14 protein-coding genes and 1 pseudogene are annotated in these 17109 nt (G+C 75.6%); 11 read left to right on the top strand and 4 right to left on the bottom strand.

The window, feature by feature from the left end; all coding sequences use genetic code 11:
• Window positions 1–49: 49 nt before the first annotated feature.
• Together CUT44_RS32415 and lepB are read right to left on the bottom strand one after the other, a co-directional pair.
• Window positions 50–943: a helix-turn-helix transcriptional regulator gene (locus CUT44_RS32415; RefSeq protein ID WP_100205566.1), complete on the bottom strand. Its 894-nt coding sequence runs from the start codon at window positions 941–943 to the stop codon at window positions 50–52.
• An 81-nt stretch (window positions 944–1024) separates the two neighbouring features.
• Window positions 1025–1714, bottom strand: a complete 690-nt coding sequence (gene lepB / locus CUT44_RS32410; RefSeq protein WP_233221824.1) for a signal peptidase I — start codon at window positions 1712–1714, stop codon at window positions 1025–1027.
• Between the two features lie 192 nt (window positions 1715–1906).
• Between lepB and CUT44_RS32405 the strand changes: the two genes are divergently transcribed.
• Window positions 1907–3880, top strand: coding sequence for a helix-turn-helix domain-containing protein (locus tag CUT44_RS32405; RefSeq protein WP_100205565.1), 1974 nt, complete (start codon window positions 1907–1909; stop codon window positions 3878–3880).
• A gap of 537 nt (window positions 3881–4417) precedes the next feature.
• On the opposite strand, the gene CUT44_RS33350 is transcribed toward CUT44_RS32405, so the two are convergent.
• On the bottom strand, window positions 4418–4897 hold the full coding sequence (locus CUT44_RS33350; protein ID WP_100205564.1) for a DUF6508 domain-containing protein: 480 nt from the start codon (window positions 4895–4897) through the stop codon (window positions 4418–4420).
• A 316-nt stretch (window positions 4898–5213) separates the two neighbouring features.
• Between CUT44_RS33350 and CUT44_RS32390 the strand changes: the two are divergent.
• Window positions 5214–5795, top strand: a pseudogene (locus tag CUT44_RS32390) (Hsp70 family protein); the annotation flags it as partial.
• A gap of 188 nt (window positions 5796–5983) precedes the next feature.
• Complete coding sequence (locus CUT44_RS32385; protein WP_100205562.1) at window positions 5984–6376, top strand: DUF2267 domain-containing protein; 393 nt, start codon at window positions 5984–5986, stop codon at window positions 6374–6376.
• A 356-nt stretch (window positions 6377–6732) separates the two neighbouring features.
• Here the strand turns inward: CUT44_RS32385 and CUT44_RS32380 are convergent, their stop codons facing one another.
• Window positions 6733–7758 (bottom strand): sodium:calcium antiporter, encoded by a 1026-nt coding sequence (locus CUT44_RS32380; protein ID WP_233221842.1) that lies wholly within the window; start codon window positions 7756–7758, stop codon window positions 6733–6735.
• Between the two features lie 457 nt (window positions 7759–8215).
• On the opposite strand from CUT44_RS32380, the gene CUT44_RS32375 reads away from it, so the two are divergent.
• The 8 genes from CUT44_RS32375 (at window position 8216) to CUT44_RS32340 (ending at window position 16866) form a co-directional block, all read left to right on the top strand.
• Window positions 8216–8773 carry a hypothetical protein gene (locus CUT44_RS32375; protein ID WP_100205560.1) on the top strand — a complete coding sequence of 186 codons (558 nt, stop codon included), beginning with the start codon at window positions 8216–8218 and terminating at the stop codon, window positions 8771–8773.
• 331 nt (window positions 8774–9104) lie between these two features.
• A complete protein-coding gene (locus CUT44_RS32370) occupies window positions 9105–9524 on the top strand; it encodes a hypothetical protein (protein ID WP_100205559.1) in 420 nt (139 codons plus the stop codon).
• Window positions 9525–9560: 36 nt separating this feature from the next.
• Window positions 9561–10085 carry a nucleotide pyrophosphohydrolase gene (locus CUT44_RS32365; RefSeq protein ID WP_100205558.1) on the top strand — a complete coding sequence of 175 codons (525 nt, stop codon included), beginning with the start codon at window positions 9561–9563 and terminating at the stop codon, window positions 10083–10085.
• A 91-nt stretch (window positions 10086–10176) separates the two neighbouring features.
• A complete protein-coding gene (locus CUT44_RS32360; protein WP_233221823.1) occupies window positions 10177–10668 on the top strand; it encodes a DUF6099 family protein in 492 nt (163 codons plus the stop codon).
• Window positions 10669–10762: 94 nt separating this feature from the next.
• The gene (locus CUT44_RS32355; protein WP_100205557.1) at window positions 10763–11686 is read left to right on the top strand and encodes an LLM class F420-dependent oxidoreductase; all 924 of its coding nucleotides are present in this window, start codon (window positions 10763–10765) and stop codon (window positions 11684–11686) included.
• Window positions 11683–12642: a homocysteine S-methyltransferase gene (gene mmuM, locus CUT44_RS32350; RefSeq protein WP_100205556.1), complete on the top strand. Its 960-nt coding sequence runs from the start codon at window positions 11683–11685 to the stop codon at window positions 12640–12642. The genes CUT44_RS32355 and mmuM overlap by 4 nt, the downstream gene beginning before the upstream one ends.
• 100 nt (window positions 12643–12742) lie before the next feature.
• A complete protein-coding gene (locus tag CUT44_RS32345; protein WP_199185930.1) occupies window positions 12743–14239 on the top strand; it encodes a 3' terminal RNA ribose 2'-O-methyltransferase Hen1 in 1497 nt (498 codons plus the stop codon).
• The gene (locus CUT44_RS32340) at window positions 14236–16866 is read left to right on the top strand and encodes a polynucleotide kinase-phosphatase (protein ID WP_100205554.1); all 2631 of its coding nucleotides are present in this window, start codon (window positions 14236–14238) and stop codon (window positions 16864–16866) included. The genes CUT44_RS32345 and CUT44_RS32340 overlap by 4 nt, the downstream gene beginning before the upstream one ends.
• Window positions 16867–17109: the final 243 nt, after the last annotated feature.

Here is a 17109-nt window from a genome sequence, read left to right as displayed (position 1 = left end):
GGCCGTACCGGACTTGTGGTGGCGGTGGCGGGGTAGCGGTTGCGGCGGGTTACGGGGCGGCGGGGCCGGTGCGGTGGGACGCCTCGCGGGGGAAGCCCTCCTCGGCGGTCATGTCCTGGGTGCCGATGACGGAGAGCAGTTCGAGCCGGTCGGCGTCCCGGCTGCCGGGCTGGGCGGTGAACCACAGCAGCCGCTGGCGGCCGTCCTCGCTGAACAGGCTGTGGCAGTCCAGTTCGATCACGCCCAGCGCGGGATGGACGAGACGCTTGTGGTCCCTGCGGCGCAGGGCGACCTCGTGGTCGTCCCACAGGGCGGCGAACTCCTCGCTGTGCCGCCGCAGTTCGGCCACCATCGACCTCACCCGGGCGTCATGGCCGCGCCGGGCGGCGACCGCCCGCAGATCGGAGACGAAGGCCCGGGACTGGTGCGGGTGGTCGTCCACCGGATAGAGCGCGCGGGCGGCGGGGTCGGTGAACCAGCGGTAGGCGTAGCTCGCCGACGGGCCGGGCGTCAGCGGCTGCCGGCCGATGAGGGCCACCGCCAGGGCGTTCTGGGCGAGGGTCTCGTGCAGGTCGGTGATGACCTGTGCGGGGGTGGTGGTGAGCCGGTCCAGCAAGCCGAGCAGGGCCGGCTGGACATGGGCCGCCGGACCGTGGGACGTCGGGGGGACGGGCCGGCCGGCGAGGTGGAACAGATGGTCGCGTTCGTCGCCGCGCAGGCGCAGCGCCCGGGCGAGGGCGGCCAGCACCTGGACCGAGGGCTGGGCGCCGCGGCCGCGCTCCAGTTCGGTGTAGTAGTCCGCCGACAGCCCGGCGAGCTGGGCGGCCTCCTCGCGCCGCAGGCCGGGCACCCGGCGCCGGGGCCCGGCGGGCAGGCCGACGTCGGCGGGCCGGACCCGGGCGCGCCGGGACTTCAGGAACGCGGCGAGTTCGGGAAGGTCCATGCCGCCATCCTCGCCGGTGCGGCCGGGCCGAACCAGGGGACGGCGACCCCAGGACCCGGGCTCGGCGCGGTACCGCCCGCCCTACACGGCGACCGGGAGGTGTCCGTACGGCGCGGCGGGCGGGTCCTGGGCGCGGCGCCGGACGATCAGCGCGGCCGTGCCCAGGGCCAGCCCGGTCACCGTGAGCACGCCGCCGCCCAGTACTCCGGAGAGCAGGAGCAGGGGCACCGCCGGGCTCTCCAGGGCCCGGCCGCGCACGGCGGTGGCCGGGACCGTGCCGGGCCGGTCGCCGGTGGCACGCAGCCGGGAGTCGAAGGAGTCGGCGCGGTCGTCGCCGGCCAGGAAGAGCTGCCCGTCGGGCACCCTCACGTCGAACTCCAGCCCGGGGACGCCGACCGGGTCGCCGCCCCGGACGTAGGGCTCGTCGAGCGGCCTGCCGTCGACGCTGATCCTGTTCCCCTCGCAGCAGGTGACCCGGTCGCCGCCGGTGGCGACGACCCGTCCCATGACCAGGCTGCCGTCCGGGCGCCAGGCCAGGTCCTGGAAGAGGACCACATCGCCGGGGCGGGCCTCGGAGCCGTCGATCCGTTCCGCGCCGATCCGCTCCCCCGCCCGGTAGGTCGGCTCCATCGTGGAACCGAACAGGACGATGTCGAGGTAGCCGCCGCGGAGGTGGAGACTCGCCCCTCCGGCGGCCAGTCCCACCACCAGCAGGACGACCGCCGCGATCCCCAGCCTCCGGCCCGGTCTCCGTACGCTTGCCCGACGCACTTCCCCTGCCCCCTGACTCCGTGTCGCTGTAAGCGCAAACAGTAGGATCGCTCCTACTGGTTGTCACGGGCCATGCACCGTTTCTCGCGATCTGACGGCCGCTCGGCGGATACGGGCGCCCCGGGCTTGGCCGTGCCCCGGCGGTCGGTGAGTATCGGAGGGCGGGGACGGCCAGGTGGGGAGAGCGGCGCGATGTTGACCTTGTACGACCTGACCGGCGGAGCCGGACAGATCCTGCGCCACCTGGGCGGGGCGGCCGGCGTACGGCAGGACGCCGCACGGGTGATCGGCCGGGTGGAGCCGTGCGACGACCGCTGGCGGCTCGCCGGCGCCGGCGCGCGGATGCGTGAGGCGCTGGCCGTCGTCCCGGCCGGGTCCGCCGGACCGCCCGGCGAACTCACCGCGGCCCTGCGGAAGCTGGCCGGCCGGGGAGTGGCCGCCGTCGCGCTCGCCACCGGGGACGGCGGCGCCGTACCGGAGGAGGAGCGGGTGGCCGCGGCGGCGCACGCGGCGGGACTGCCCGTGCTGGTACCCGTCTCCCCCTGCGGCGCGGCGGAACTCCAGGCACTCGTGCTGCGGCGGCTGGCCGGAGTGCTGCGCGAGGGTGTCGAGCAGCGCGACCGCCTGCTGCGGCTCTCGGCCCGGCTGGAGCGGCAGGGGGAGGACCCGGGGCGGCTGCTGCGGCTGCTGGCGGACGAGTGCGGCGCCCGGGTACGGCTGATCGGCCCCGGCCCCGGCCCCGGCTCCGGCCCCGGCACCCGGAAGCGGGAGGAGGAGTGGGAGGAGCTGGACGGTCACGGCCGGCTGCTCGACCGGGTCCGGGACGGGCGGGCCCACGCCGCCGCCCTGACCGCCGGAGAGCGGCACGTCCTGCTGCACGCGACGGGCGCCGAGGCCCCGCACCCGGTGCTCGCCGCGGTCCGGTCCGAACCCTGGCCGCCCCGGCTGCGCGATCTGGTCGCGCTGTCCGCCGGGCAACTGGGCCTGCTGCGGCACCCGCTGGAGAGACGCGCGGCGGGCCGCCGGCTGCGCCGGACCGAGATGGCGCTGCGCGTGTCGATCCTGCAGTACCTCATGGTGGGGGGAGTGGCCGCGGCGGTACGGGCGGCCGAACCGCTGGCGCCGGGCGTGCTCACCGCGGACGGCGGCCGGCTGGCCGTGGTGGAGTGCGCGGCCGCCGAGGACCGCGCCGGGGTCGCCCGGGAGTGCGAGGAGGCGGTGGGGAAGCGGGCGCTGGTGGTGCTCTGCCCGGCCGACGACCGGCACGTCATCGTCGTCCTCCCCGAACCGTCCGGTGCCGGTCCGGAATCCGGCGCGGACCCCGACCCCGGCCCGGAGCTGGGGTCCGCCGCCCCGCTGGCCTTCGTCGTCCGCGCGCCCGGCCGGGTGGCCGGGGTCAGCGGCCCCGAACCGTGGAGCCGCGCGGCCCGGGCCTACGAGTCCGCGTTCCGGGCCCTGGCCACCGCCCGGCAGACGCCGGAGCGGATCACCGTCCACACCGGCGGAACCCCGCTGGCCGCACTCCTGCCCGCCGCCGCGGGACAGTGGGCCCGCGCCCTGCTGGAACCCCTGGAGCGCCTGCCCGCCGAGCAGCGCGACCAACTGGTGCACACCACGCGGCTGGCGCTCGGCTACGGCACGGCGTTCGCCGCCCGGCTGGTCGGAGTGGACCGCACCACCGCGGGGAAACGGCTGTCGCTGGTCATGCGGCAGGCCGGGCTGGACCGGGGCAGACTGGCCGACCGCGCCGTACTCGAGCTCGCGTTCCGGCTCGGTGAGCACCCGCGAGCACCGGAGGAGCCCGGGGAGCCCGGGGAACCGGGAGAACCCGGCGGCGGACCGCCGCGGCTGCGGCCCCTGCTGCTCGGGTCCGGTCCGGCCCGGCAGCAGGCGGAGCGTTTCCTCGAACCGCTCGACACCGCCACCCGCGACCTGCTGGCGGCGTGGATCGCGGCCGACGGCGCGGTCGGGAGGACGGCCGCCGGGCTCGGCATGCACCGCAACAGCTGCTCGCAGCGCCTGGACCGGGCCGGGGCGGCACTGGGCCGCCCGCTGACACAGCCCGGAGCCGGCTGCCACGACGTGCTGTGGGCGCTGGTCCTCACCGGCGGACTGCCGGTGGAGATCCTCCACGACCCGGTGGCCGGCGACCCGCGCCCGGGGTGAGAACGGGGCGGCGCCCGCGGTGACGGTCGCCGCACGGGCCGGGGTGCCCGGCCCTCCGTCCGCGCGCATCGCCTGCACAGCCGGCCGCCGCACCTGCACAGCCGTACCGCCGCGCCCGCCCGCCTAACCTTTGGATGTCAGGCGCCGACGGGGTGCCGTGACACGGGGTACGTGCTGTATGGCCGCAGCACGGAGATCCGGCCCCGGCGGCTCCGTATGACGGGGGATGGTGCGAGCGGAGCGCACGCCGGGGCCGGCCGCCCCCGTGGTGGTTCCCTGGCCGGTGCACCGCCACGGGGACGGGCGCGGCGCGCGCGGGGGACGCGCCGCACCGGTGCCTCCCCCGCGCGCGCCGCGCCTCGACGGCGGCCCCGCGCGGACGCGGGCGGCGGCTCCCGCCGTCCCGGGCCCCTCGCCGGGCCCGGGACGGCCCCGGTCCGCCGGTGGCACACGCCACAGCGAGAAAAAGTGTGCCAAGCGACGAAGAAGCCGTCAGCGACGACCCGCAGCCCTCACGCCCACGGCGCCCGCCCCGGTCTATCCGCGGGAGCGGTCCCGGTGGTCCTGGTGATCCCGGTGCCAGGTTGCCAGTGAGGCGAGGACCGCCTGCAGGATGCCCTGCTCCAGGGCCTTCCCTATGTGGCCGTCGCCGAAGCGCTCACCGCGCACGATGTGGGTGGCCAGTCGCATCGCGTCGGCCGGAGGGAGCGGGGAGCCGTCGTCCGGCAGCCGCGGCGGGACGTGCCGCGTCCAGTGGTAGGCCGGAGTGACCGCGCCGACCTCGGACAGTGCCCGGCGGGCCCGGTCCACGCGTTCGCCGTAGACCGGGCGGCCGAAGGACATGCTGCCGTCCGGCTGCCTCCTGGGCATCTCCCAGCGCACGTCGTCCTCGGCGTGCGGACGGGACGCGAACTCGTCGGCCGCCGCCAGCAGACGCTCCCAGGCGTCGGCGCGTCCGGGGGTGGTGTCCAACTGTGCCAACAGCACCGCGTCGTCGGGATCGCCGTTGTCGTTCATCGCAGCACGGTAACCCCCCGGGAAGTGCCCCGTCCCCGATTGGCATGTACTGCGGCATGGTTGCCCGGAGTGTCCCGGAGTGCTGCCCTCCGCGCTGCCCGACGGGGCATCGGGCCAGGGTGTCGCGGAGGCCCCGGTTCCGCGTCTGACTCCGGGCGGCTCGCGTTCTGTGCAGGAAGCGGCGACAGGCGACATCTTGCTCGGTTCCCGGCTCGGTTCCCGGCCGACGGGACGAGGAGGGCGGAGACGGCACGCGCCGTCGGTATCGACCCCGGTACGACGAACTCCGCGGTGAGTGTCCCGGAGGGCGGCGAGCCCACCGTCGTCGCCAACGCCGAGGGTGCTCGAGGCCACCGTCGACATCGACGCCAACGGCATCATGCACGTCTCCGCCAAGGACCTGGGCACCGGCAGGGAGCAGCGCATGACCGTCACCGGCGGCTCGGTGCTGCCCAAGGACTCCATCGAGCGCATGATGCGCGACGCCGAGCAGTACGCGGAGGAGGACAGGCGCCACCGCGAGGCCGCCGGGACCCGCAACCGGGCCGAGCGGCTCGTCCACGCCACCGGGGGGTCCCTGGCGGAGGGCGGGGACAAGGTGCCCGGCGGCGTGCGGTCCGAGGTCGAGGCCGCGGTGGCCGACCTGAAGGAGAAGCTCAAGGGCGGGCCCACCGAGGCCGACACCACCGGTAATGTCGACAACGTCAGTAACACCGACAACACCGACAACACGGCGGCGATCCGTGAGGCCGCCGAGAAGGTCGCCACCACCAGCCAGAAGCCGGGCCGGGCGCTGTACGCCGACGCCCGGGGCCGGCAGCAGATCGCGGGCGGTGCGCAGGCCGGCGGCGGAGCCGGGGGCGACGTGGTCGACGCGGAGATCACCGACGAGGACAGGGGGGAGCGGCGGGAAGGCCGCCTGAGCACGCCCGCCCGGACCCGCCGGCCGGACCGGAGACGGCGTCCGGGCACTTTGTGCGGTGGTTCGGGGGCATTGTCGCCGGTTGTCCGGGAACTCAGGAAGGGCTGTGCCGGACAGCGGGCCGAAAAGAGGCCGGTCGGTCAGCCGGGAAGGAGATGTCGGCGATGAGGTATGACGAGTTCCTCGCCCGGGTCCGTGAGCTCGGGGAGTACAAGAGCAGTCAGGAGGCCGAGCGGATCACCACCTCGGTGCTGGAGGTGCTCGCCTCCCGGATCACCCCCGACGAGAGCGAGGACCTGGCCGCGCAGCTGCCGGGCCCGCTGGGCGACTTCCTCCTGGAGAGCCGCCCGGAGCGGCCCGAGACCTATGGCATGGAGGAGTTCCTCCGCCGGGTCGCCGACCGCACCGGCGCCCGTCCCAGGACCGCGGAGTGGGACGCCAGCGCCGTGCTCGCCACCCTGGCCGGCTCGGTCTCCGGCGGAGAGCTCAACCAGGTGCTGAGCCAGCTGCCCTCCGGCTACGCGGTGCTGTTCGGCAAGCCCGAGCTGAGCGGCTGACGGATGGTGCGCCGGTGTCCGTGCCGCCCGGTGACCGGGCGGCACGGACGCTCCGGGGATCCGGAACGGACACCCGCGGAGCCGTACAGACCCGTACGGCACGGCGCCGGACTCGTACAACAACGCCGTTCCGGTGCGTCACCGCTTGCCACGCTGCGCGACTGCCGTCATTGTCGGAGGTGCGACGCGGCTGTCGCCCAGGCCCCGCCCCGGTCACGAACAGTTGTGCCCGTCTGTGTCCGCACAGCTCCGGCAGACCGTTCCTCCCACCCTCTGTGACCGGGGCGGGGCCCACGGACGCTCCGGGCACTTTCCGGTATGGGTGGCGCGGGCGGCGTGCCACGGGGCCGCCGGGCTCAGAACGCCAGTACCGCCACGCTGCACAGGTAGACGGTCGTCAGCAGCACCCCGTCGAATCCCAGCTTCCACCAGCCCCGCTTCTGCCGCACCAGCAGCCCGCCGAGCAGCACGGTGGTCATCACCAGGGCCGTGCTGGTGAGGAAGAGCTCGCTGGTGCCGGCCGCGTGGAAGAGGGAGCCCCCGCGGAAGACCAGGTCGCCGACCGCGAGGTTGAGGACGTCCAGGCAGTTCCCGCCGATGATCGCCGCGACGGCCAGGGTCAGCGCGCCGCGCCGTACGGCCGCCACGGCCGCCACCGTCTCGGGCAGGGCGTTGACGACGCCCATCAGGACGGCCCCCACGAACCCCGCGTTCATCCCGGTCAGGTCCAACAGGCGCTCCGCGGCCCGGGCCACCGCCCAGCCGCCGGCCATGACCAGGACGGCTATCAGCGCGAACTCGGTCCACAGCGCGCGGGTCCCGCGCCCGGTGGCGGGCTGCTCGTCGGGCACGTCCGGCAGCGTCTCCCGGGTGCGGACCGCGCGCCACATCGGCTCGCCGTGCTCCCGGATGAGCCGGACGCCGCCCCAGTACAGGGCGATCAGCACGATCGAGGCCGGATGCACGCCCAGCAGGGTCACCTCGGGGCTGAAGGAGGCCATCAGGGCGACCCCCAGCAGTCCGGTGAGGAGGCAGCCGAACAGCAGGTTCGAGGGGGAGGCGGCGGCGTGCTCCAGGTTGACCCGCCGGTGGAAGGCGTCCGCGACCACCACGGCCAGGGTCTGCGCCGCGATGCCGCCCACCGCGTTGCTGTACGCGAGGGTGGGCCGGTCGGCCGCCGCGCTGACCGCCGTCATGACGATGCCCGACAGGGAGGTGATCAGACCGAAGAGCACCGCGCCGAACAGCGCCTCGCCCCAGCCCGTGCGGTCGGCGAGGATGTCGCCGAGGGTGGCGAGCCGGACGCTGCACACCACCGTGACGGCGGCGGCCACGAGGAAGACCCCCGTGCTCCACTCCAGGCTCCATGCTCCGGTCAGCAGTGAGAGCACCTGTCCGTTCCTCCTGTGTGGCTGTGCGGCTGTGCGGGATCGAGGGCCGTACGGCGGGCCGCACGGGGCCGGAGTGCGGCCGGGAGCCCGCATACCCGGTCGTGCGGAGGTCAGGCGGGAGGAAAATCTGACGGGGCGTGCGCGGAGGCGGAGGAGGACGGTGGCGGGCGGCGCCCGCCCTACCCCGCGAAGATGAACGGCAAAGGCGTTCCGGGTGTTCTCTCCGGGTGTGCGGCCCGCGTCCGGAAGCCCGGAACGGCGCATGGCGTACACGGGGCCACCCGAAGTGCCTACAGGAACCCTGTTGGCTGTGTGTAACCACTTGTGACGGAGAGCGACGAGCGTCACTGTGGAGGACGTGACGAACGACCTCGCTCCCGCACCCGGCCCCGATCGTCTCCCCGGCCCCGCTTCTCCTCTCCTCCCGCGGTACGGCACGCACCTGCCCGTGCCGTACCCGCCGCGGCCGGTGTGCCGTTCGGCCCGCAGGGGCGCGCGGACCCACGCCTACCGGGCCGAGGTCACCGCGGAGGGGCCGGTGAACGGCGCGACGGTCGCGGTGCTGCTCGGCAGCCGGACACTGCCCAACCGCCGCCTCGCGCTGCGCTGGCTGTGCGGGCAGGCCCGCCGGATCGCCGACGGCCTCGACCCCGACCCGGCGGTGTCCGCCTGGGCCGCGGATGGTGTGCTCGCCTCCGTGCCGGGCCAGTGGACCGACGCCCCCACGGAGCTGCGGCTGTGGTGCGGCAGCGAGGTGCGGCAGGAGGAGGCCGCCGACCGGCTTGCCGAGGGGTTGCCGTTCCAGCTCACCGCCGCCGACCACACCGGGGCGTACACGCTGCGGGCCTGGCCCGCCGGCGTCATCGCCCCCCGCCCCGGCGCGCTGCCGCCCGTGTACCTGGGGTGGGCCCACGGCAACCCGTCCTGGCCGTCCTGGCTGTCGGAGCACCACCCCGGCCCGTCCGCCCCGCACCGGGTGCCGGGCTCACCGGCCCACCTGGGGTGACCGGGGCGGGTCCGGTGCGCCGCCGAGGAGGTTGTCGGCAGGGAGGGCGATGGGGATCAGGAGCCGTTCCGATGCCGCTCGCGCGCCGGATGGGGGCAGGGGTGCCACGAGGGCCGCCACGGCCCCGACAGCCGCGGGGGACCAGTGGCCGCTGTCGCCTCCGGTGACGAGTTCGCCCCCCCGGGGCCGGCGCGATCGCCCAGGTGGTGGCCGCTCCGGCGGCGTCGCACCGCCCGGCCGTTCACCCGCCGACGGCACCTATACGGTGGTGTGGAGGACGCGGCGACCGGGGTGGAGGGGTGAAGTGGGGCGGGCGTTAGGGAGGTTCGCGGTGACGGCGGCCTGTGTGGTGGGGGCCGCGGGCTGGGTGGCCACAGAGGTGCTGGAGAGTGACACCCGGTACGACGGTCCGGCGCGGTGGGTGCCCGCCAGTGAACTCGGGTACCCCGAGCCGAGTGGTGATCCGGGCGCCGAGCTGAACGCGGAGCCGCAGTTCGTCCGCGAAACCGCATGGGAGGACAGGGCGGTTCAGGCGTGCGAGCGGGAGCCCGGTCCGGCGGCGGGTCCGTTCCCGGCTCCGACTCCGACTCCGGCTCCGCCCCTGGCTCCGGGGCCGTCCCCGGCCCCGGACGCGCTCGGCACCGTGATGGTGGACTACGCGGCGGTGCTGTGCGTCGTGGCGGCGGAAGAGTCCGTCGAGTACCGGAAGTGGGGGCTGGTGGCGCCGCCGCCGAGGACGCCGGACCGATGAGCGCGGCGGCCGGGACCGGCTGGTAGATCTGGACGCATGGACCACACAGGGCGCGGTGCGCGGGGCGGCGCGGACGAGGACGGACGGCACGGCGCACCGGGCGGTGACCCGGGCGGGCCCGGGGAACGCCGCCGCCCGCCGGGGCGGGCCGGGGAGCTCCAGGCCAGGCTGGCCCGTTTCGCCGCCGAGCGGGACTGGGGGCCGTACCACACCCCGAAGAACCTGGCGGCGGCGCTGAGCGTGGAGGCCGGGGAGCTGCTGGAGATCTTCCAGTGGCTGACGCCGGAGCAGTCGGCGCGGGTGATGGACGATCCGGTCACGGCACACCGGGTGGCCGACGAGGTCGCCGATGTGCTGGCCTATCTGCTCCAGTTCTGCGAGGTGCTGGGTGTCGACGCACTGGAGGCGCTGGCCGCGAAGATCGAACGGAACGAGCTGCGCTTCCCGGCACCGGAACGCGCCATGGATACGGAGAGTGACGAAGGTGGTGAGACGGGCGGCTCCGAGAGTGACGCCAAGCAGGCCAATCGTCACTCTTCGGAGTGGCATCGTTCGCCATAGTGTCGATATTGTTCACAGTTTCCCCAGAAGCTCTAGCCGATGAAGGGGGCGGGTATCACGCTGAGTAGCGGTTACTCAGCGGAGGGAAAAGGTGGATGCGTTATCACTCATCAAGGACACGCGCGACGCCCTGGCGCACAGTACGGAAGCGCCTGACGTCGTCACCGAAGCGTGGCAGGCGCAGGCGCTCGCCGAGGCGGTCGGGGAACACCTGGTCATGACGGGCCCGCCGGAGGTGCGGGTCCAGGCCGGCCGGCTGTGCGAGGCCGGCGGCCGTGCCTGCGGATCGCTGCGCGCCCCCGGGCAGCGGTCCGACGGGGCACGTGCCGCCCGGCTGACGGAGATCCGCGACCCGCTCTCCGCCCTGCACTGCCTGGGCGGGCTGCTGGACGCGGCGGGCGGCGCGCTGGTGCGGGCCGCGGTCGAGGCGGAGGAGGAAGGGCTCTACTGGCGGTGCATCGAGGGCATCGACGCCGCCGACGACTGCGGGGACCGGGTGGTGGCGATCCTCCGGCGGTTCGACCGGCGGAGGGCCTCCCGGGCCCGGGACGACCCGGCGCGCGGTGATCCGGTGCGCGGCTGACCGCCGTCCGGCGGCCGGGCGGGACGGGCGGGCCGGAGGAAACGGGACGGGGCGGACGCGGAGGGGCGCGCGGTGACCGTGCAGGATGGGAGGCATGGATCTGCGCATCTTCACCGAGCCCCAGCAGGGTGCCGGCTACGACACCCTGCTCACCGTCGCCAAGGCCGCCGAGGAACTGGGCTTCGACGCCTTCTTCCGCTCCGACCACTACCTGCGGATGGGAGACGGCGACGGGCTGCCCGGCCCGACGGACGCCTGGATCACCCTGGCCGGGCTCGCCCGGGAGACCAGCCGTATCCGGCTCGGCACCCTGATGACCGCGGCCACCTTCCGGCTGCCGGGCGTCCTGGCGATCCAGGTGGCGCAGGTCGACGCCATGTCGGGCGGCCGGGTCGAGCTCGGTCTGGGCGCGGGCTGGTTCGAGGCCGAGCACACCGCCTACGGCATCCCCTTCCCGAAGGAGAAGTTCGCCCGCCTGGAGGAGCAGCTGGAGATCGTCACCGGGCTGTGGGGCACCGAGCCCGGCAGGACGTTCTCCTACGAGGGCGCCCACTACCGGCTGACCGACTCGCCCGCCCTGCCCAAGCCCGCCCAGCCGAAGGTGCCGGTGCTCATCGGCGGCATGGGCGCCAAACGCACCCCGGCCCTGGCCGCGCGGTTCGCCGACGAGTTCAACATCCCCTTCGCCTCCGTCGGGGACAGCGAGCGGCAGTTCGGGCGGGTGCAGGCCGCCGCCGAGGAGCACGGCCGCGCACCCGGTGACCTGGTCCTCTCCAACGCCCTGGTCGCCTGCGTGGGCCGCGACGACGCCGAGGTGGCGCGCCGCGCGGCGGCCATCGGACGTGAGGTGGCGGAGCTCAAGGAGAACGGGCTGGCCGGCTCCCCGGCCGAGGTGGTCGACAAGATCGGCCGCTACGCCGGTATCGGCTCCACCCGGATCTACCTCCAGATCCTCGACCTGCACGATCTGGACCACCTGGAGCTGATCTCCACCCAGGTGCAGACCCAGCTGCCATGAGCGCACAGCCCCCGCGCGCAGCCCCGCCCGTGCCGCCGCATCCGCTCGCCGACGCCCTGGCGCACGGCCCGCTCGTCCTCGACGGCGGGCTGTCCAACCAGCTCGCCGCGCAGGGCTGCGACCTGTCCGGCGACCTGTGGTCGGCCCGGCTGCTCGCCGACGACCCGGCGCGGATCGAGGCGGCCCACACCGCGTACGCGCGGGCGGGGGCGCGGGTCCTCATCACCGGCAGCTACCAGGCCTCCCGCGCCGGTTTCGCCCGGCGCGGGCTCGGCCCGGCCGGGGCCGACGCCCTGCTGCGCCGCAGCGTGGCGCTGGCCCGCGCGGCGGCGGACCGCGCGATGCAAGGAGCGGCGGACCGGCCCGTGTGGGTGGCCGCCTCGGTCGGCCCGTACGGCGCGGTGCTGGCGGACGGCGGCGAGTACCGCGGCCGGTACGGGCTGACCACCGCCGAGCTGGAGCGCTTCCACCGCCCCCGGATCGAGGCGCTGGCGGCGGCCGGACCGGACGTCCTGGCGCTGGAGACCGTGCCCGACACCGCCGAGGCCGAGGCGCTGCTGCGGGCGGCGAAGGGCTGCGGCGTCCCGGTGTGGCTGTCCTACACCGTCGCCGGCGGCCGTACCCGCGCCGGGCAGCGGCTGGTGGACGCCTTCGCCCTGGCCGCCGGCGACGACCAGGTGATCGCGGCCGGCGTCAACTGCTGCGACCCGCGCGAGGCCGGGCAGGCCGTACGGCTGGCGGCGCGGATCACCGGCAAACCGGTGGTCGTCTACCCCAACAGCGGCGAGGGCTGGGACGCGGCACACGGCACCTGGACGGGCGAGGCCGTCTTCGACCCGGCCGCCGCCCGCGCGTGGGTGGCGGCCGGCGCCCGGCTGGTCGGCGGCTGCTGCCGGGTGGGCCCGGCGGAGATCGCCCGGCTGGCACGGGAGCTGGCAGGGCAACGGGGGACGTAGGGCCCGCGGGGGACCGCGCGAACCACGGGACCGGGCCGGAGGGCCGATCCGCGGGAAAACCGCTGGGCCCGGCCGTGCCCGCCGGGCCATACTCGCTCGGGTGTTCCTGACGACGACCACCACCGGCAGCGCCGCGCACCCCGCCACCGACCTGGGCTTCCTGCTGCACAAGCACCCCGACCGGGCACAGGAGTTCACCACCTCCCACGGCACCGCGCACGTCTTCTACCCCGAGGCCACCGAGCAGCGGTGCACGGCGGCGCTGCTGCTGGAGGTCGATCCGGTGGCGCTGGTCCGCCGCGGCCGGGGCAAGGGGCGCGGCGGCGCGCCCGACACGGCGCTGGCGCAGTACGTCAACGACCGCCCGTACGCCGCCTCCTCGCTGCTGGCGGTGGCGCTGGGCGCGGTGTTCTCCAGCGCGCTCAAGGGCCAGTGCCGGGCCCGGCCCGACCTGCCCGGCCGGGTGCTGCCGCTGCGGATCGAGGTGCCCGCGCTGCCCGCCCGCGGCGGTCCCGAGCTGGTGCGGAGCCTGTTCGCCCCGCTGGGCTGGGAGGTGTCGGCCGAGCCGGTGCCGCTGGACGTCCGCTTCCCCGACTGGGGCGACTCCCGCTACGTACGCCTGGTCCTGACCGGTGAGGCACGGCTGGCCGACGCGCTGCGCCACCTGTACGTGCTGCTGCCGGTGCTGGACGACGCCAAGCACTACTGGGTCGCCCCCGACGAGGTGGACAAGCTGCTGCGCGCCGGCGAGGGCTGGCTGGAGCACCACCCCGAGCAGCGGCTCATCGCCGGCCGCTACCTCGCCCGCCGCCACCGGCTCACCCGCGAGGCGCTGGAGCGGCTGGAGCTCGCCCGGCTCGCCGAGGCCGACGGCAGCGAGGCCGGGGAACTGGACAACGCCGTGGACGAGGACGCCGACACCGAGGAGCGGCCCGCCCCGCTGGCCGTCCTGCGCCGCCAGGCGATCCTCGCCGCGCTGCGCGAGACCGGCGCCGCCCGCGTCCTGGACCTGGGCTGCGGCCAGGGGCAGTTGGTGCAGGCGCTGCTGAAGGACGCCCGCTTCACCGAGGTGGTGGGCATGGACGTGTCGGTGCGGGCGCTGCACGTGGCCCGGCGCAGGCTGCGGATCGAGCGGCTGTCCGAGCGGCAGGCGGCGCGCGTCGCCCTTGTCCAGGGCTCCCTGGCGTACACCGACCCCCGGCTGGGCGGCTACGACGCGGCGGTGCTCAGCGAGGTGATCGAGCACATCGACCCGCCTCGGCTGCCGGCGGCCGAGTACGCGGTCTTCGGCGCGGCCCGCCCGAAGGCGGTGGTCGTCACCACCCCCAACGCCGAGTACAACGTGCGCTGGGAGAGCCTGCCCGCGGGCGAGGTGCGCCACCACGACCACCGCTTCGAGTGGACGCGGCGGGAGTTCCGCGCCTGGGCCGGGGCGGTCGCCGAACGGCACGGCTACACCGTGGAGTTCCGGCCCGTGGGGGAGGACGACCCCGAGGTCGGCCCGCCCACCCAGCTCGCCCTGTTCCGCGTCACCGACCGGACCGACCGGACCGCGACGAACACATCCGCAACGAGTACGGAGGAGGCAGTCGCATGACGGACCGCGCGACGGCACCGGCGACGGCGCCCACGACGGCGCCCACGACGGCGCTCGGTGTGCCCGACCTGTCCCTCGTCGTCCTGATCGGCACCACCGGGGCGGGCAAGTCCACCTTCGCCCGGCGCCACTTCGGGGCCACCGAGGTTGTCTCCTCCGACTTCTGCCGCGGCCTGGTCGCCGACGACGAGAACGACCAGAGCGCCAGTTCCGACGCCTTCGACGTACTGCACTACATCGCCGGCAAGAGGCTGGCCGCCGGGCGGCTGACCGTCGTCGACGCCACCAACGTGCAGACCGAGGCCCGCCGGCAGCTCGTGAGGCTGGCCCGCGAGCACGACGTGCTGCCCGTGGCGATCGTCCTCGACGTGCACGAGAGCGTCTGCGCCGGGCGCAACGCCGCCCGCCCCGACCGCGCGGACATGCCCGCCCACGTCATCCCGCGCCAGCGGCGCGAGCTGCGCCGCTCGCTGCGCTCCCTGGAGCGCGAGGGCTTCCGCAAGGTGCACCTCCTGCGCGGAACGGAGCAGGTGGACGCCGCCCGCGTCGTGCGGGAGCGGCGCTACAACGACCTGCGGCACCTGACCGGCCCGTTCGACGTCGTCGGCGACGTCCACGGCTGCCGCGCCGAACTGGAGACCCTGCTGGACAGGCTGGGCTACGCCCTCGTACGGGACGCGGCCGGCCGCGCGGTGGACGCCCGTCACCCCGAGGGCCGCACGGCCGTCTTCGTCGGCGACCTCGTCGACCGCGGGCCGGACAGCCCCGGGGTGCTGCGGCTGGTGATGGGCATGGTCTCCGCCGGGCACGCCCTGTGCGTCCCGGGCAACCACGAGAACAAGCTCGGCCGGTACCTCAAGGGGCGCAACGTCCGGCACACCCACGGGCTGGCCGAGACGATCGAACAGCTGGAGAAGGAGACCGAGGCCGACCCGGACTTCGCCGCCCGGGTGGGGGAGTTCATCGACTCCCTCGTCAGCCACTACGTGCTCGACGGCGGCGCGCTGGTGGTCTGCCACGCCGGACTGCCCGAGAAGTACCACGGCCGCACCTCCGGCCGGGTCCGCGCCCACGCCCTGTACGGCGACACCACTGGCGAGACCGACGAGTTCGGGCTGCCCGTGCGCTACCCGTGGGCCGAGGACTACCGGGGCCGGGCCGCCGTGGTCTACGGCCACACCCCGACCCCGCGCGCCGGCTGGCTGAACAACACCATCTGCCTGGACACCGGCTGCGTCTTCGGCGGCTCCCTCACCGCGCTGCGCTGGCCCGAGCGGGAACTGGTCGGCGTCCCCGCCGAGCGGGTCTGGTACGAGCCGGCGAAGCCGCTGGCGAGCGAGGCGCCCGGCGGGCACGAGGGCCGCCCCCTGGCACTGGCCGACGTGCACGGGCGGCGCGTCGTGGAGACCCGCCTCGCCGGCCGGGTCGCCGTGCGGGAGGAGAACGCCGCCGCCGCGCTGGAGGTGATGAGCCGCTTCGCGGTCGACCCGCGGCTGCTGCCGTACCTGCCGCCGACGATGGCGCCCTGCGCCACCTCGCAGCGGGCGGACTACCTGGAGCACCCGGCCGAGGCGTTCGCCGAGTACCGGGCCGCCGGGGTGGCGCGGGTGGTGTGCGAGGAGAAGCACATGGGTTCCCGCGCCACCGTCCTGGTCTGCCGGGACGCGGAGACGGCCGCCGAGCGGTTCGGTGTGCGGGACAGCGGAGCGGGAGCCGTGACGGGTGCGCTGTACACCCGCACCGGGCGGCCGTTCTTCACCGGGCGGGCCGTCACCGAGGAGGTCCTGGCCCGGGTCCGGGCCGCCGCCGACGGCGCCGGGCTGTGGGCGGAGCTGGACACCGACTGGCTGCTGCTGGACGCCGAGCTGCTGCCCTGGTCGCTGAAGTCGGCCGGGCTGCTGCGCAGGCAGTACGCCGCGGTCGGGGCCGCCTCCGGAGCCGTCTTCCCCGGTGCGCTGGGGGCCCTTCGGGCCGCCGCGGACCGGGGGCTGCCGGTGGCCGGACTGCTGGCGCGGCAGCGGGAGCGGGCGGCGGACGCGGCGGCGTTCACCGAGGCGTACGGCCGGTACTGCCGGCCGGTGGCGGACGGCTCGCTGGACGGGGTGCACCTGGCGCCGTTCCAGCTCCTGGCGGTACGCGGCCGCAGCCTGGCCGCCGTACCGCACGGCGACCAGCTCGCCTGGCTGGACCGGCTGGCCGCCGCCGACCCCACGGGGCTGCTGCGGCGCACCGGCCGGATCGCCGTGGACACCGGCGACGAGGCGTCCGTCGCGGCGGGCACCGACTGGTGGCTGGAGCTGACCGCCGCCGGGGGCGAGGGCATGGTCGTCAAGCCGGCGGACGCGCTGGTGCGCGGGCCGGACGGGCGGCTGGTCCAGCCGGGCGTGAAGTGCCGGGGCCGGGAGTACCTGCGGATCGTCTACGGCCCGGAGTACACCCGGGAGGAGAACCTCCGGCGGCTGCGGGTGCGCCATCTGGGGCACAAGCGCTCCCTGGCGCTGCGCGAGTACGCGCTCGGTCTGGAGGCGCTGGAGAGGCTGGCCGAGGGGGAGCCGCTGTGGCGCGTGCACGAGGCGGTCTTCGCCGTCCTGGCGCTGGAGTCGGAGCCGGTCGATCCCCGGCTGTGAGGGCGTCAGGCGGGGGAGGAGGCGGTGCACCGGCCCGTCCCCGTCCCCGCCCCGTCGCCGTCCCCGCTCCGTTGCCGGTCCCGGCGGGCCGGTGCCCGTGCGGCACGCCGTCCCACCGGAACCCGTACGCGGGAGCCGCTGTGGCGGGAAGGGGGGGCGGGGCCCGGCCGCGGCGGCCGGGGGAGTGCCGCGGCGGGCCCGGAGGCGGCCGGCGCCCTCCGGGGGCCGGCCTGCCGGGGCGCG

Origin of the sequence: Streptomyces carminius (assembly GCF_002794255.1) — a bacterium.
GTDB classification, from domain to species: Bacteria; Actinomycetota; Actinomycetes; order Streptomycetales; family Streptomycetaceae; genus Streptomyces; species Streptomyces carminius.
This window is presented reverse-complemented; position numbering and strand designations above follow the sequence as displayed.